A 14,235-nucleotide genomic window follows, 5' to 3' on the forward strand; every position below is an offset into this window, starting at 1 on the left:
GGCGGTGGCGCTCGCCGAGGACATCGAGGCGGAACGGGCGGCACTCACGAACTCGTTGAGTGCCGCCGGGGCCTCGGCGCCCGCCGGGTGCGGGTCGTGGACCGCGCGAGACCTTGCGGCCCACCTGGCCGCCGAGGAACGCCTGGGGGGCTTCTCGACGTTCATCGCGCGATCGCTGGTGACGCGCGGAATCGCGGTTCCGGCGCCACCGCGGTTGGTGGAGTTCGCAATTCGCCGTGAGCACCGCTACGGCTTCACCGAGCTGATCGACCGGCTGCGACGCCCACTGCCGCGCCTGCTGCTGGGATCACGGGTAGCGCCGCTCACGCTGTTCGAGTACTGGACCCATCACGATGACCTGGCCGCCGCCAACGGCGCCGACCATCCGGCGCCGGAAACACTGCGACAGGCCATTGCCCCACTGCTGCGCTATCAGCACGCAAAGCTGCCCGGCGGCACGGCGATCAGAGCCAGCACCGATGCTGGCGACGTTCTGGCCTACGTAGGCCCCCGGACGCACCAGGCGGTGCTGGTGCAGGGGACGCCGGCAAACCTGGTTCGCTGGTTGGCGGGGCGCCAGGCGCGAGCCGACGTCGAGCTGACCGGTCCCGCCGCCCACGTGCAGGGACTGCGAACGTTCACAGGCAACATATGAATCTGTCTTGCATTGTCCCCCAACTGTTTTAGCAATCATTGCCAGGGTCGTCCGCATCCGGTAGCGTGCGCTCATGACCGATCGCAACCGCCGCTTCCTTCTCCGCGAACGCCCAACCGGCCGCATCGGCCCGGACACCTTCGAACTCAGCGAGCAGGCGGTGCCGGAGATCGGCGACGGCGAGGCGCTGGTGCGGGTCAACTGGATCTCGCTGGACCCGACCAACCGGATGTGGATCAACGACACTCCGTCGTACCTGCCGCCGGTCGGCATCGGCGAGGTCATGCGCGCCGCCGGCCTCGGCGTCGTCATCGCGTCGAACAACCCGAATTATCCGGTCGGCCAGACCGTTCAGGGCCTGACCGGCTGGCAGGAGTACGTGGTCGTCTCCGACACCATGCCGTTGTTCCCGGTCGAGGTTGCCGACGGCGTCTCCCCCAGCGCCTACCTGGGCGCACTCGGCATGACCGGGCTCACCGCGTGGATCGGGATCCGCGACATCGGCAAGCCGAAGCCCGGTGAGACCGTCGTCGTCTCAGCGGCAGCCGGCGCGGTCGGTTCGGTGGCCGGTCAGCTCGCCAAAGCCGGCGGCGCCCGGGTCGTCGGAATCGCCGGCGGACCGGAGAAATGCGCGCTGCTCACCGATCAACTCGGTTTTGACGCGGCGGTGGACTACCGCGCCGACGACTGGGCCCGCCAGCTTGCCGCCGCGACGCCCGACGGCATCGACGTCGACTTCGAGAACGTCGGCGGCGACATCATGGATGCGATCTTCGCCCGGGTGAACGTCGGCGCGCGGATCGCGCTCTGCGGGCTGATCTCGGGTTACAACGAGACCGATCCGCCGCCCGGACCGCGCGCGTTCGGCAACCTGCTGATCCAGCGCGCCACCCTCAAGGGCTTCATCGTCCTCGATCACTTCCTTCGGGCACCGGAGGCCAACGCCGAGATCTCCGAGCTGATCGCCGCCGGCAAGCTCACCCCGCTGGAGACCGTCGTCGAGGGTTTCGAGCAGTTGCCGACCGCGATCAACATGCTGTTCGACGGCAAGAACGTCGGCAAGCTCGTGGTGAAGATCGCCGGATAACGCCGCCGGGTCCACGCCACCAGGCCGGGCTGTAGCGTGGCCAAGGTGAATTCGCATATGCCTCGTTTCGTCGTACTCGCCGCCGGTGTCGCCGCGGTGGCGGCGGCGCTCGTCGGTTGCGGCGGCTCGGACAGCACCTCGTCGTCGAAGACGTCGTCGGTCACCGACCTGTTCCTGCCCCCGAACGGCGAAACCGTCACCGCCTGCCCCTCCACGCCACCGGCTGAAGACGTGGCAGCGGACTGGACGTTGAAAGGTGTCACCGGCAGCGTCGCGGTGACCGGCTCCACGAACTCGGCCGCACCGAGCGTCGTCGTGACCGGGCCGTTCAAGGTGGCCCAGACCGAGGTGCACACGCTGCATGCCGGCGACGGCCGCGTCGTCGGTGACCACGCGACGGTCTCGGTCTGCTACATGGGCGTCAACGGACGTGACGGGTCGGTGTTCGACAGCAGCTACGAACGAGGCAAACCGGTCGACTTCGGATTGGACCGCGTGGTCCCGGGATTCCAGAAGGCCATTGCGGGCCAGAAGATCGGCTCGACCGTGGCGGTCGCGATGGTGCCGGCCGACGGCTACCCCGAGGGCCAGCCTGCCGCCGGCATCCTTCCCAGCGACACGCTCGTCTTCGCGATCAAGATCCTCAACGCCTCACGCTGAGCCCGGGACGCCATGGAATCGAGCCGGGTGGATCGGTGGCTGAGGGCGGTGCGGATCACCAAGACCCGGCCGGATGCCGCGGCCGCATGCCGCGGCGGACATGTGCGGGTGAACAACCGCCCGGCCAAGCCGGCGACCACGGTCTCACCCGGCGACGTGGTCAGTGCTCTGGTGGGCGATCGCACCCGAATCGTCGAGGTGCTGCGGGTGATTCAGAAGCGGGTCGGTGCGGCCGACGCGGTGACCTGCTACCTGGATCGGACTCCGCCGCCCCCACCGGCCTCCGCCACCGCGATGGCCACCCGGGACCGCGGCGCCGGGCGGCCGACCAAACGGGATCGCCGGGTACTGGACAAGTGGCGGGCCCAACAGCGCTGAGCGATCACTGCGGGTGCGCAGCCAGATACTCCGCCACCGGAATCCGCGACGTCGAGACATAGCCGATCGGCAGCAGCAGATCACCGGCGGTGGTCCGGTAGTAGGTGTCCCAGCGGTAGTAGCTGGCGAACCCGGCCGGATCACCGCCGATGACCGCGGCGTAGTCGTTGACCGCCCGCACGTAGTGGTCGGAATGGTTGTAATTCCAGATCGCCTTGTCCCGATTGGTGGCAAAACCGTTGGCGGCCAACAGACGACCGGCCGCCATGATGGCATCGCGCGGAGAGTGGATGTCTCCCCCGTTGCCGTAGGCCGCGAACGTCGACGGCAGGAACTGCATCGGCCCCTGGGCGGCGTCATCGCTGACCCCGTTGATGCGGCCGAAGCCGGTCTCGACGAAGTTGATCGCCGCCAGGTAGTTCCACGGCACCCCGGATGCGGCCTCGGCCGCCCGGTAGCTGGCCAGCAATTCATTCGCCGGGACCGGAGGGACCACCCGCCAGGGCGGCATGGTGGGCTTCGGGTCGGTGAGCGCCATGAGTTGCCGGCGGGCATCGATGTTGCGGTCGTAGACGTCGAGCAGCGCCGGCGGGATCTGCGGCCGGGCGATCGCATCCCAGTCCGGATGCGCACCGAGGGTACGGTAGGCGACCTGTTGGCGGCGGGCCGCGGCCGCCAGCACCTGCTCGGGCGACGAGGTATTCCGCAACGCCTGATCGGCCGCGACCAGGTCGGCGGCCAACGCCGCCGGATCCACCCCCGGTGCCGCGCCGGCGGGTAGCGCCGCCGTCATCGCGCAGCCGAACGTGACAACCAGGGAGGCGGCCAGGCGCCGCAACCGAACAGCCATGCCGTTCATCTTCTCCCGTGCGCCGCCGCGAACCGTGCAGGGCGGCCGATCGGAGCGTCCCCGGACACCTAGAACACGTTTCGCTTTGGCACGTGGGCCAACCGATCACCGCTGGTCACCTCCGCAAGCCGGGGACTAGCGACTGTTAGATTGAGGGCCGTTCAGCTCACGTCATCAAGGGAGAGCGCATGACCAGCACCAGCGTGACGACCGACGTCGTCATCGTCGGGTACGGCGCGGCCGGTACCGCTGCCGCGATCACTGCCCGCGAACTGGGCGCCGAGGTCATCGCCGTCGACCGTGCCAACGGCGGCGGTGCCACCGCGATCTCCGGCGGGATCATCTACGCCGGCGGCGGCACATCGGTCCAGAAGGACGCCGGGGTGCACGACACCGCCGAACAGATGCTGGACTACCTGCGTCTGGAGGTCGGCGACGCGGTCCGGCCGGAGACGCTGAAGCGCTTCGTCGACGGCAGCCCGGAGATGATCGACTGGCTGCGGGCTCGCGGGGTGCCGTTCAACTCCGGCCTGTGTCCCTACAAGACGTCCTTTCCGAACAACCGCTACTACCTGTACCACTCGGGCAGTGAGAACGCCGGGGCCTTCCGCGCTCACACCCCGCCGGTGCAGCGCGGTCACCGCGCCTACGGAAAAGGCACGTCCGGCAAGAAGATCTATGCGCCACTGGCCGAGGCGGCCCGCAAGCTCGGTGTGGACTTCCGCCCGCACACAGAAGTCACCGAACTGCTGCAAGATCCGTCCGGCCGGGTGACCGGCGTGCGGGCCACCACCATGGGTCAGGCGCCCCGCCGGATCCAGCGCCGCTACGCCCGCCTGGCGGCGCTCTCGTCGAAACCGGGTGTCTACTACCCGCCGCTACGCGCGGCGATGGACCGGCGACTGGCCAAGCTGGCACAGCGCTACGGCCAGACCGTCGAGATCATCGCGCGCCGCGGGGTGATCCTCTGCGCCGGCGGTTTCATCGCCAACACCGAGTGGCGCAAGCGCTACGCGCCGGAGTTCGACGGCGGCCTGCCCCTGGGCACCAGCGGCGATGACGGCAGCGGTATCGCGCTGGCCCAGAGCGTCGGCGCGGTGACCGACCGGATGGACAACGTCTCGGTGTGGAAATTCATCACACCCCCGAGCGCCTTCATCTCCGCGATCATCGTCGACGCCGACGGCCGGCGGGTGATCGACGAGTCCCGCTACGGCGCCGCGGTCGGACAGGCGATGGTGAAGAACCACGGCGGTCAGGGCTGGATCCTGGCCGACGCCCGCCTGATGTCGGAGGCCCGCCGCCAACTGTTGACCCAGACGCTGTGGTTCCAGCGGGCGCAGGGCGCCGCGCTGATCTTCGGTGCGGCGGTGCGGGGCGCCACGCTGGCCGAGGTGGCTCGCGCCGCCGGCATCGACGCCGAGGGCCTGCAGGCCACCGTCACGGCGCACAACGAGGCGATCGACTCCGGCTCCGAAGACCCGGCCGGCAAACCCGCCGATTTTTGCCGGCGCATCGATCAGGGGCCCTTCACTCTGATGGATATCTCGGTGCGGACCAACGTCTTACGCCCCACCCCGATGCTCACCCTCGGTGGCGTCCGGGTCTCAGAGGACACCGGCGAGGTGGTCGATGCCGTGGGCAATCCGATCCCGGGGCTCTACAGCGCCGGCCGCACCGCGATCGGCATTGCCTCGCAGTCCTACGTCAGCGGGTTGTCCATCGCGGACTGTGTGTTCGCCGGACGCCGCGCGGGGGCCAGCGCGGCCGGCTAGCGCTGCGCTTCCACGAAGTAGCCGCGCGGCGCGTCCGGCCCAGCCCCTGCGGTGACCGACGGAAACCAGCGGTTCCACATATTGCCGGGCTCGGCCACATCGGTCACCACCGCCGACCAACCGTGTCGTTCGGCGAGCTCTCCGGGAGCGTCGGTGCCGAACAGCCACGGTGAGCCCTGCTGCGCCATGGACTGCAGCAACGGCGCCATCGACGGCGCTTCCTGCAGCGACTTGCCGACCACGTCGTACAACAGCACCGAGCCGGGTGCCGACAACGCGTCGACGCGGGCGAACAGGTCCCGTACCGCGGCCTCGTCGAGGTATTGCAGCAGCCCCTCGATGAGCCAGACGCTGGGAGCGGTCGCGTCGAAGCCCGCGGCCTCCAGGGCGGCAGGCCAGTCCTCGGCAAGATCGATACCGAGCGGCACCCGGCGGCACCGCGGTGCATCGTCGGCCAGCAGCTCGGCTTTGCTCGCTATCACCGCTGGCTGATCCACTTCGTAGACGGTGGTGTGTGCTGGCCAGGCCAGCCGGTATGCCCGGGCGTCCATGCCGGCCGCCAGGATGACCACCTGAGTGAGTCCGGAACGAAGTAAGGCCTCATCCCAGAAGCGGGTACGGACCACAATCTGCCAGGTCGACTGGTCACCGGAGTTGGCGATGGCTGCCTCCAGCATCCGACGGCCGGCCTCCCCCGCCAGCTTGTCCGCAAACGGATCGGCGAACAGCGCGTCATCGCGCGCGGATTCTTTGGCCCGGATCGCGGCGACCAGGATTCCGGTGCTGGCCACGGCTTCTCCGGTGCGGTGCATCACCGCTCCTCGATGAGCCTGCGGAAACGTGCCGCCGGGAAGGTGGCCGCGCCCGCCGAAGTGACTCGCTCCACCAGGGCGAGATCGGAGGTCGCCACGGTGATGTCCTGCGGTCGGTCGTCGGCCCGGACCAGCCGCACGATCTCATCGTCGGCGGAGTTGACCCCGGGTCGCGGCGCCGCTGCGATCGTGATGACGTCCGATTCGATGGGCGGCGACGGCGGCTTTTCGAAGACCACCGTGACCTGCCCGTCTTGCGCCGGCGCCCAAGATTCCAGCTGTCGGGTCAGACGGGCCATGGCGGCGTGGCGGTCTTTCCACCAGCCGTCCGGACGCGCACCGATCACGTTCATCGCGTCGACAATCCATCGCACCCCTCCGACGGTACGGTGCAGAAATGCGCGCCACGCCCCTGGTCACCTATGAGTGCCACGATCACATCGCGACCATCACCCTGAACCGGCCCGAGGCCCGCAATGCCATCAATGGGGCGATGCGCACCGATCTCAACGCCGCCTGGGACCGGTTTCGCGCCGACGAGGACGCCTGGGTCGGGATTCTCACCGCCGAAGGCGACGTGTTCTGCGCCGGCGCCGATCTCAAGGACTCGGCGGGCGCGGTCGGCACCTTTCCCGGCACGTTCTGGGAGAAGCCCACGATCAACTCGTTCGAATCCGGTATGGAACTCTTCAAGCCGACCATCGCCGCCGTGCACGGCCCGTGCGTGGGATACGGCCTCACCGGACTGTTGTTCTGCGACTTCATCATCGCCGGCACCGATGCGGTCTTCCGGTTCCCGGAGGTGACCCTCGGCGTGCCGACCATCGTCGGGGCGATCCGGCTGCCGCAGCGGGTGGGCTGGGCCAACGCGATGGAGCTGCTGTTGACCGGGGAGCCGATGAGCGCGCAACGCGCCAAGGACATCGGCCTGGTGTGGAAACTCGTCGAGCCCGGCGCTGTGCAGGAGACGGCCCGAGCTTGGGCACGCACCCTCACCAAGGCCGCTCCCCTGGCCCAGCGAGCCACCAAGGAAGTGGCGTGGCGCAGCACCGACATGAGCTGGATCGACGCCGTGCGGTTCGGCGAAACGATGCGCAAGGTCGCCGCAGCGACCGACGACGTGGCCGAGGGACTACAGGCCTGGCGGGAGCAGCGGCCGCCGCAGTGGCGGGGCCGCTGACCTCCCGAGCGGCTGGGTCCATGCGGCGGTCCCAGCTTCGCCTCTTCTCCGTCGAGGCTCGCTGAACCGCCGGGCGGGGCTCAGGCCCCGGTCAGCGCGGCCAGCGCCGCGTCGTAGTTCGGCTCCTGGCCGATCTCCGGCACCAGTTCGGTGTAGGCGACGTTGCCGTCTGCGCCGATCACCACGATCGCCCGGCCCAGCAGGCCGGCCAGTGGGCCATCGGCGATGGTGATCCCGTAGTCGGCACCGAAGCTGTCCCGGAAGCCCGAGGCACTGGTGACGTTCTCGATGCCCTCGGCACCGCAGAACCGCTTCAGGGCGAACGGCAGGTCGTTGGAGACGCACAGTACGGCCCCACCGGCGGCCGCCCGCTCGTTGAAGGTCCGCACGCTGGTCGCACAGACCGGGGTGTCGACCGACGGGAAGATGTTCAGCAGGACCGGCTTGCCGGCGAACTGCCCGCTGTCCACCACGCTAAGGTCGGTTCCGGTCAAGCTGAACGCCGGTGCTGCCGAACCGACGGCCGGCAACTCGCCTACGGTGTTGATCTGGTTTCCCTTTAACGTGATCTGCGCCATGGCAACAGTCTGCCAAGCGCGTCAATCAGCGTCCACGGCGGGCCGCAGTCGCCGAGCTCAGCGCCCGGCGGCCACCGGCTCGGGCTCCTGGTGCGGCTCCAGGACCGGCGGGACGGTCGCTGCGGCCACCACGCTCAAGGAGGCCACCACGAAACACAGCACCACGTACCACAGGCATCCCACCGGGTCGCCGTTAGCGGTCACCCCGCCCGAGGCATCCAGGTAGGCCGGCAGGGCCGTCAACCACAGCACCGTCATGACGGACAGATACGCCGCGGCGTAGCGGACCATCAGCGGGTTGTCGTAGCGGCCGGCGGCAGAAGAATTCAGCCGCAAGCGCCGCCACTGAATGATCAACACCGGAATGGCCACCGCGGCGATGACGAGAAGCTCTACGGCGTAAGCGATCCCGATCAGCCTGCCGCCGGTAGCGGCACCAAGCAGGGTCGCCGGCAGCGGCAGGATGCCGGTACCGAGCGAGGCCAGGACGCCGATGACGATCGTTCGCCACAACACCTGCAGGCAGGCGAATCTCCGGCCGTGATCGACCTGGCGACCGACCAGCAGTTGGACACAGAAGGCCAGCGAGGCCGGCCAGAGCGCCGCGAACACCACGACGCTGCCCATCGGCACCGAGGTGAACATGGGTTGGTTCAGCGGGTTGTCCACCGACCATTCCCACCAGCGCAGCTGCGGGCCGAGGTGGTCGAAGATCTCGTAGAACGCGTGGTGGACGAAGCCCACGCAGATGGCCCCGACGATCGTTCCGTAGCGGCGGAACACGCCCAGGATCCGGACGATCTCGAAAGAGATGGTGGCCATCATCGGATAGATCGCGACGATGTACAGCGGGAGCCGGCCCCACATGAACTCGACGGTGAACAGGTTGTGCGCGAACATCGTGTCGACATGATCGGCGATGCCGAACGCGCCCGGGAAATACAGCGGCGGTTCGATGATCAGCAGGTAGGCGATCGCCCCGAACCACAGCGCCAAGTTGGTGGCATCGCCGCGGCGGTACCGGATGATTGCGTAGATCAGCGCCAGCACGGCCCCGGTGATCACGGTGATCTCCAGAACCGGCAGCGTCCAATTCTCCAGCTGCAAGGGGTTGCGGAATTCCAGCAATCCGCCGGCCTCACCGCAGGAGAAGCCCAGCGACTCGGCGAGGCGCTCGAATGTCGGGGTACACAAGTCGGGCATCAGGCGCTCTTCTCCTCAGCGGTGTACCACTTGGTCACGTCGTAGCCGTCGTCATAACGGGCGAACCACTCGTTGGCCAGGACCGGGATCTTTTCGTGAGCCGGTTTGTGATTGGGCAGCTGGCTGCGGATGATACCGGTTACGGCGGTGACCATTTCGCGCTTCGGCAGATGTTTGAAGGCATCGGCGACCGGGCCCTCCTTCGCGGGCCAGCCGAACGGAACCCGCCGCCGCCAGGCCTGCTTGGCGCGGTAGGTGCTGAACAGTGACAGCGCGTCAACCTTGCGGTCTTCCAAGGGAACGTGGCGATTGAAGCCCTCGCACGCCACCTTGATCACACTCATCACGTGTTTGAAGATCGACGGCGCCATCCGCATCCGGTACCAGGGGTCGTTGATGACGTGGTCGTAGATGATCAGCGCAGAGCTGCGGTGCTCGACCTCCTCCACGAAGTGCCACAAGAACAGTGACGCCACCCGGTCGTCGCCCGGAGCGAAGAGGGTGTTGTCGTGGTCGAGCATCAGCTTGAAGACCGGCGTGAAGGTGGCCTCGAGGTCGGCGGTGTAGGCCAGCCGGTAGTCCAGTGATTTCTCGGCGGCCATCTTGTCGAACATGGCGTTGCATTCGTCGACGGTTTCCTTGAGTCCCGGGTAGGCCCTGACCAGCGCCTTGGCATGGCCGCGGTGGGCCATCGAGTGCTGACCCTCCTGGCGCACGAACGCGTCGGCCTCTTCGGCGACAACGGGGTCGGTGATCAGTGGCATCGCCTCGGCGATCATGCCGCCGATCATCTTCTCGAAGCCGATCGCCAGCAGCGAGACAGCGTTGGCCATCGACGAGAACGCCGGGTTCGCTTCGTTCCACAAGAACGGGACGGGGTACTCGGCGAACGCGAACCGCAGTTTGCGCACGATCAGGTCGGTCATCGCCACCTCAAACTCAAAACATACAACTGGACGTCTTCGCGTATGATTGTTCGATGCCCCAAGCTTGTCAAGCAGGTCACTGATGGCACGCCGCCGCGGCTGGGGCGGCAACCCGCCGCACACCGACGAGGAAGCCGGAGGACGGATCATCGCCGCGGCCGTTGAGCTGGTCGCCAAGACCGGTTCGGCGGTGTCGCTGGCCGACGTCGCCGCCTCACTCGGGGTGATCCGCCAGACGGTGTATCGCTACTTCCCCACCGCCGATGCATTGATGCGCGCGGTGGCCATCGCATCCGTCGATGACTTCCTCGACCGGCTCACCGACCACGTGCACGGCATCGGCGACCCCGCCGACGCGCTGACCGAAGGCGCCGTCTACACCCTGGATGCGGTGGCCCGCTCCCCGCACCTGGGCGCCATGTTGTCGTCGTCTTCGGCACACAACCGGGAGATGGCCTCCGAGGAGGCCCGCGTCTTCGGGATGCGAATGATCGAGCGGTTCGACGTCGACTGGAAGCAGTACGGCTACGACCAAGCCGCGCTGCGCGAACTCGTGGAGTTCACCCTGCGGATCATGCTCTCGTTCGTCGTGGCGCCCAACGACCCAGATCGATCCCCCGACGAGCTGCGCCGTTTCCTGCGTCGGTGGCTCGGCGAAGCCGTCGCCGCGCAGGCGCGGCACGCCGTGAACTGACCACCTTCCCCATACCCCCTCGGGTACTTCAGGAATATTCGTATACCCTACGGGGTATAGTATTCACGAAGAGTTGCCAGTGCAGGGAATCGAGAGGTGATGGGCATGCGCGCGTTTGTCAGCCGAGCCTGGGTGCCGGCCGTGGTCGCGTCGGCGGCGATCGTCGGAGCGCTTGCGGTCGTGAACCTGCGCAGCGTCTTCGGCGCCGACGAGATCTTCCGCTGGGACGGCAGCGGCTCGCAGGTGATCAACTCGATCAACGAAAAGCAAGTCCGTTATGAGGTTTTCGGCGCCGGCACCGTCGCGGGTTCGGTGAGTTACCTGGACCGGGAAGTCCAGCCCGCGCAGGCGACGTTCAGCGGCCTGCCCTGGAGCCACACCATCACCACCACGAGTCCGTCGGTCATCGGCAACCTGGTCGCTCAAGGCGACGGCGAGGCGATCGGCTGCCGGATCACGGTCAACGGCGCCGTCAAAGACGAGCAGGTGGCCACCGGGCATCACGCCCAGGTGTTCTGTCTGGTCAAAGGCGCATGAGCGGCCACGGCACCCTTCGCCCGGGGTATATGCGGGCGGTTCGCCGGCTGGCCTGGCCGTTGGTGATCTTCTGGCTGCTGTTGACCGTGGGGCTCAACGTGCTGGTTCCGCCGATCGAGTCGGTGGCCCGCGAGAACGCGGTGACCATGTCGCCGCAGGACGCGCCGTCGATGATCGCCGCCAAGCACATCGGCGCCACGTTCGACGAATTCGACGCCGACGCCATGGTCATGCTGGTGCTCGAGGGCGAGACCGAGCTGGGCCCCGAGGCGCACCACTACTACGACACCGTGATCGCCAAACTGGCCGCCGATCACGAGCATGTCCAGCACATCGCGGACCTGTGGGGCGACCCGATCACCGCCGCGGGCGTGCAAAGCACCGACGGCAAAGCCGCCTACGCGCAGATCAACACCGCGGGCGATCAGGGCAGCACGTTGGGCAACCAATCGGTGGCCGCGGTCCGCGCGATCGTCGCCTCGGTGCCCGCACCGGCCGGGGTCAAGGCCTACGTCACGGGACAAGCGGCACTGACCACTGATATGACCGAAGCAGCCGACAAGAGCATGCTCAAGATGATGGCCGTGACCGGTGTGGTCATCATCGTCATGCTGGCCATCGTCTACCGTTCCGCCGCCACCGTGGCACTCGCACTGGTGATGGTGGGCTTCGAAATGGGCAGCGCACGCGGCCTGGTCGCGTTGCTCGGACACCATGGCCTACTAGGCTTTTCGACGTTCGTGGTTGCGATGCTGTCGTCGCTGGCGATCGCGGCCGGCACCGATTATGCGATCTTCCTGATCGGGCGCTACCACGAAGCCCGCAATGCCGGCGAAGACCCCGAGACCGCCTGGTACACGATGTTTCGCGGTACCTGGCATGTCATCTTGGGCTCGGGACTGACGATCGCCGGCGCGTCACTGTGTCTGCATTTCGCCCGGCTGTCCTACTTCAAAGCCCTGGGTGTCCCCTCGGCGCTGGGCCTGCTGGTGGTCATCGCCGGTGCGCTCACCGTGGCCCCGGCCATCGTCGCGATCGCCACCCGGCATGGCCTGCTCGAGCCCAGGCGGGCCGAGGGCCGTGGCTGGCGACGGATCGGAACCGCCAATGTTCGTTGGCCCGGTGCGGTTTTCGTGGCGGCGCTGTTGGTCACCCTGGCCGGCATGCTGGCGGTCCCCGGCATGAAGATCAGCTTCAACGACCGTTACTACATCCCCGCAAGCCTGCCCGCGAATGTCGGCTACGACGCCGCCGAACGTCATTTCAGCGCGGCCCGGATGAACCCCGATGTCCTGATGGTCGAAAGCGACCACGACCTGCGCAATCCTGCTGACATGATCATCTTGGACCGGATCGCCAAGAACATCTTTGCGACCCGCGGAGTGGAACGCGTGCAAAGCATCACGCGGCCACTTGGCAGCCCGATCGACCACACCTCGATACCGTTCCAGATCAGCATGCAGGCCGTCCCGGTCCAGGAGAACCTGCAGTTCATGAACGACCGGCTGTCCGACATGGTCAGGATGAGCGACGACCTGGGCGCCACCGTCGACTCCATGGTGCGGCTGCGCGACCTGGTCAACCAGATGAGCAGCGCCACCGACAAGATGAGCGTCGACATGGCGACGGTGACCGCGACGGTCGACGAGATCCGGGACCACATCGCAGACTTCGACGATGTCGTGCGCCCGATCCGCAACTACTTCTATTGGGAGCAGCACTGCCTGAACATTCCCGCGTGCGACGCGATCCGCTCGGTCTTCGACGCCTACGACGGCATGGACAAGTTCAGCGAGGACATGCGGCCGCTGCTGGCCGACATGGCCGAGGTGAACACGGTGATGCCGCAGATGGTCGGGCAGTTCGACCCGATGATCGCGGTGGCGAAATCCATGCAGGGCAGCCTGCTCACCATGCATTCGAGCTTCGCCGGCCTGGTGAACCAGATGTCGCGGATGACCGACACGGCCACCGAGATGGGCCGGGCCTTCGACGCCTCCAAGTCCGACGACTACTTCTATCTGCCGCCGGAGGCCTTCGACAATGCCGATTTCCAGAAGGGCCTCAAGCTGTTCCTGTCCCCCGACGGTAAGGCGGCGCGGTTCATCGTCACCTACGACGCCGACCCGGCCACGCCGAAGGGCATCGCCTTCGTCGAACCGATGCTGGCCGCCGCGCACGACGCGGTGAAGGGCACGCCGCTGACCGGCGCCAAGTTCTACCTCACCGGAACCGCGGCGGTGTACAAGGACATCCAGGTCGGCTCGACCTACGACATCCTGATCGTCGGCGCGGCGGCGGTGACGCTGATCTTCATCGTGATGCTGCTGATCACCCGGGCACTGGTGGCCTCCGCGGTGATCGTCGGGACGGTGCTGCTGTCGCTGAGCGCGGCATTCGGCCTGACCGTGGTGGTCTGGCAGCACATCCTGGGACTCCCGTTGAACTGGATCGCCCCGGTGTTCGGGGTGATCATCCTGCTGGCGGTCGGCTCGGACTACAATTTGTTGCTGGTCTCCCGGTTCCAGGAGGAGATCGGCGCGGGGATCAAGACCGGGATCATTCGCTCGATCGGCGGCACCGGCTCGGTGGTCACCGCCGCGGGCCTGGTGTTCGCCTTCACGATGATGTCGATGGCGGCCAGCGACCTGTATTCGATCGGTCAGGCCGGCAGTACGATCGGGCTCGGCCTGCTGTTCGACACCCTGATCGTGCGCTCGTTCTTGACGCCCTCGATCGCGGCGCTGCTGGGCCCATGGTTCTGGTGGCCGCAAAACATCCGGCGGGCGCGGTCGGCGCCGACCCGGCCCGCGCCCGTCGAAACCGATTCGGCTACTACCCCGCTGCCGGTGACCGTGGGATCACCGTAGGCCGAAAGTCGTACTGGGTGGCCGAGCCGC

At 67.5% G+C, this 14,235-nt stretch carries 15 protein-coding genes; 9 read left to right on the forward strand and 6 right to left on the reverse strand.

What is annotated here, in order from left to right:
- The first annotated feature begins 4 nt into the window (after positions 1 to 4).
- From LI94_RS04430 to LI94_RS04445, 4 genes are all read left to right on the forward strand, one after another.
- A complete protein-coding gene (locus tag LI94_RS04430) occupies positions 5 to 655 on the forward strand; it encodes a maleylpyruvate isomerase family mycothiol-dependent enzyme (protein WP_024441303.1) in 651 nt (216 codons plus the stop codon).
- 73 nt (positions 656 to 728) lie between these two features.
- Positions 729 to 1,742: an NADP-dependent oxidoreductase gene (locus tag LI94_RS04435; RefSeq protein WP_046300414.1), complete on the forward strand. Its 1,014-nt coding sequence runs from the start codon at positions 729 to 731 to the stop codon at positions 1,740 to 1,742.
- Between the two features lie 57 nt (positions 1,743 to 1,799).
- Complete coding sequence (locus tag LI94_RS04440; protein WP_046300415.1) at positions 1,800 to 2,402, forward strand: FKBP-type peptidyl-prolyl cis-trans isomerase; 603 nt, start codon at positions 1,800 to 1,802, stop codon at positions 2,400 to 2,402.
- Positions 2,403 to 2,414: 12 nt separating this feature from the next.
- The gene (locus LI94_RS04445) at positions 2,415 to 2,780 is read left to right on the forward strand and encodes a S4 domain-containing protein (RefSeq protein WP_046300416.1); all 366 of its coding nucleotides are present in this window, start codon (positions 2,415 to 2,417) and stop codon (positions 2,778 to 2,780) included.
- A gap of 4 nt (positions 2,781 to 2,784) precedes the next feature.
- Here LI94_RS04445 and LI94_RS04450 read toward each other — a convergent pair whose 3' ends face one another.
- Positions 2,785 to 3,573 carry a lytic transglycosylase domain-containing protein gene (locus LI94_RS04450; protein ID WP_239651151.1) on the reverse strand — a complete coding sequence of 263 codons (789 nt, stop codon included), beginning with the start codon at positions 3,571 to 3,573 and terminating at the stop codon, positions 2,785 to 2,787.
- Positions 3,574 to 3,818: 245 nt separating this feature from the next.
- On the opposite strand from LI94_RS04450, the gene LI94_RS04455 reads away from it, so the two are divergent.
- Entirely contained in the window at positions 3,819 to 5,405 is a 1,587-nt protein-coding gene (locus LI94_RS04455; RefSeq protein ID WP_024441308.1) for an FAD-binding protein, read from the forward strand.
- Here LI94_RS04455 and LI94_RS04460 read toward each other — a convergent pair.
- Positions 5,402 to 6,217 carry an SAM-dependent methyltransferase gene (locus LI94_RS04460; protein ID WP_024441309.1) on the reverse strand — a complete coding sequence of 272 codons (816 nt, stop codon included), beginning with the start codon at positions 6,215 to 6,217 and terminating at the stop codon, positions 5,402 to 5,404. The two genes, LI94_RS04455 and LI94_RS04460, sit on opposite strands and share 4 nt — an antisense overlap.
- Positions 6,217 to 6,591: an NYN domain-containing protein gene (locus LI94_RS04465; RefSeq protein WP_024441310.1), complete on the reverse strand. Its 375-nt coding sequence runs from the start codon at positions 6,589 to 6,591 to the stop codon at positions 6,217 to 6,219. Before LI94_RS04465 ends, LI94_RS04460 begins: the two co-directional genes overlap by 1 nt.
- Before the next feature lie 23 nt (positions 6,592 to 6,614).
- Between LI94_RS04465 and LI94_RS04470 the strand changes: the two genes are divergently transcribed.
- Complete coding sequence (locus tag LI94_RS04470; protein ID WP_036457399.1) at positions 6,615 to 7,397, forward strand: enoyl-CoA hydratase/isomerase family protein; 783 nt, start codon at positions 6,615 to 6,617, stop codon at positions 7,395 to 7,397.
- An 80-nt stretch (positions 7,398 to 7,477) separates the two neighbouring features.
- Here LI94_RS04470 and tpx read toward each other — a convergent pair whose 3' ends face one another.
- From tpx to LI94_RS04485, 3 genes are read right to left on the reverse strand one after another with little or no spacing between them, the layout of a single operon-like run.
- Entirely contained in the window at positions 7,478 to 7,975 is a 498-nt protein-coding gene (gene tpx / locus LI94_RS04475; RefSeq protein ID WP_024441312.1) for a thiol peroxidase, read from the reverse strand.
- 57 nt (positions 7,976 to 8,032) lie between these two features.
- Positions 8,033 to 9,178 carry a hypothetical protein gene (locus tag LI94_RS04480; protein WP_024441313.1) on the reverse strand — a complete coding sequence of 382 codons (1,146 nt, stop codon included), beginning with the start codon at positions 9,176 to 9,178 and terminating at the stop codon, positions 8,033 to 8,035.
- Complete coding sequence (locus LI94_RS04485; RefSeq protein ID WP_024441314.1) at positions 9,178 to 10,104, reverse strand: metal-dependent hydrolase; 927 nt, start codon at positions 10,102 to 10,104, stop codon at positions 9,178 to 9,180. Before LI94_RS04485 ends, LI94_RS04480 begins: the two co-directional genes overlap by 1 nt.
- A gap of 82 nt (positions 10,105 to 10,186) precedes the next feature.
- On the opposite strand from LI94_RS04485, the gene LI94_RS04490 reads away from it, so the two are divergent.
- From LI94_RS04490 to LI94_RS04500, 3 genes are all read left to right on the forward strand, one after another.
- A complete protein-coding gene (locus LI94_RS04490; RefSeq protein ID WP_046300417.1) occupies positions 10,187 to 10,798 on the forward strand; it encodes a TetR/AcrR family transcriptional regulator in 612 nt (203 codons plus the stop codon).
- A gap of 105 nt (positions 10,799 to 10,903) precedes the next feature.
- Positions 10,904 to 11,335, forward strand: coding sequence for an MmpS family transport accessory protein (locus tag LI94_RS04495; protein ID WP_024441316.1), 432 nt, complete (start codon positions 10,904 to 10,906; stop codon positions 11,333 to 11,335).
- Positions 11,332 to 14,205: an MMPL family transporter gene (locus tag LI94_RS04500; protein ID WP_046300418.1), complete on the forward strand. Its 2,874-nt coding sequence runs from the start codon at positions 11,332 to 11,334 to the stop codon at positions 14,203 to 14,205. Before LI94_RS04495 ends, LI94_RS04500 begins: the two co-directional genes overlap by 4 nt.
- The last annotated feature ends 30 nt before the right edge of the window (positions 14,206 to 14,235 follow it).

This window comes from Mycobacterium sp. UM_Kg27, from assembly GCF_000972905.1.
In the GTDB taxonomy this organism is placed as follows: domain Bacteria; phylum Actinomycetota; class Actinomycetes; order Mycobacteriales; family Mycobacteriaceae; genus Mycobacterium.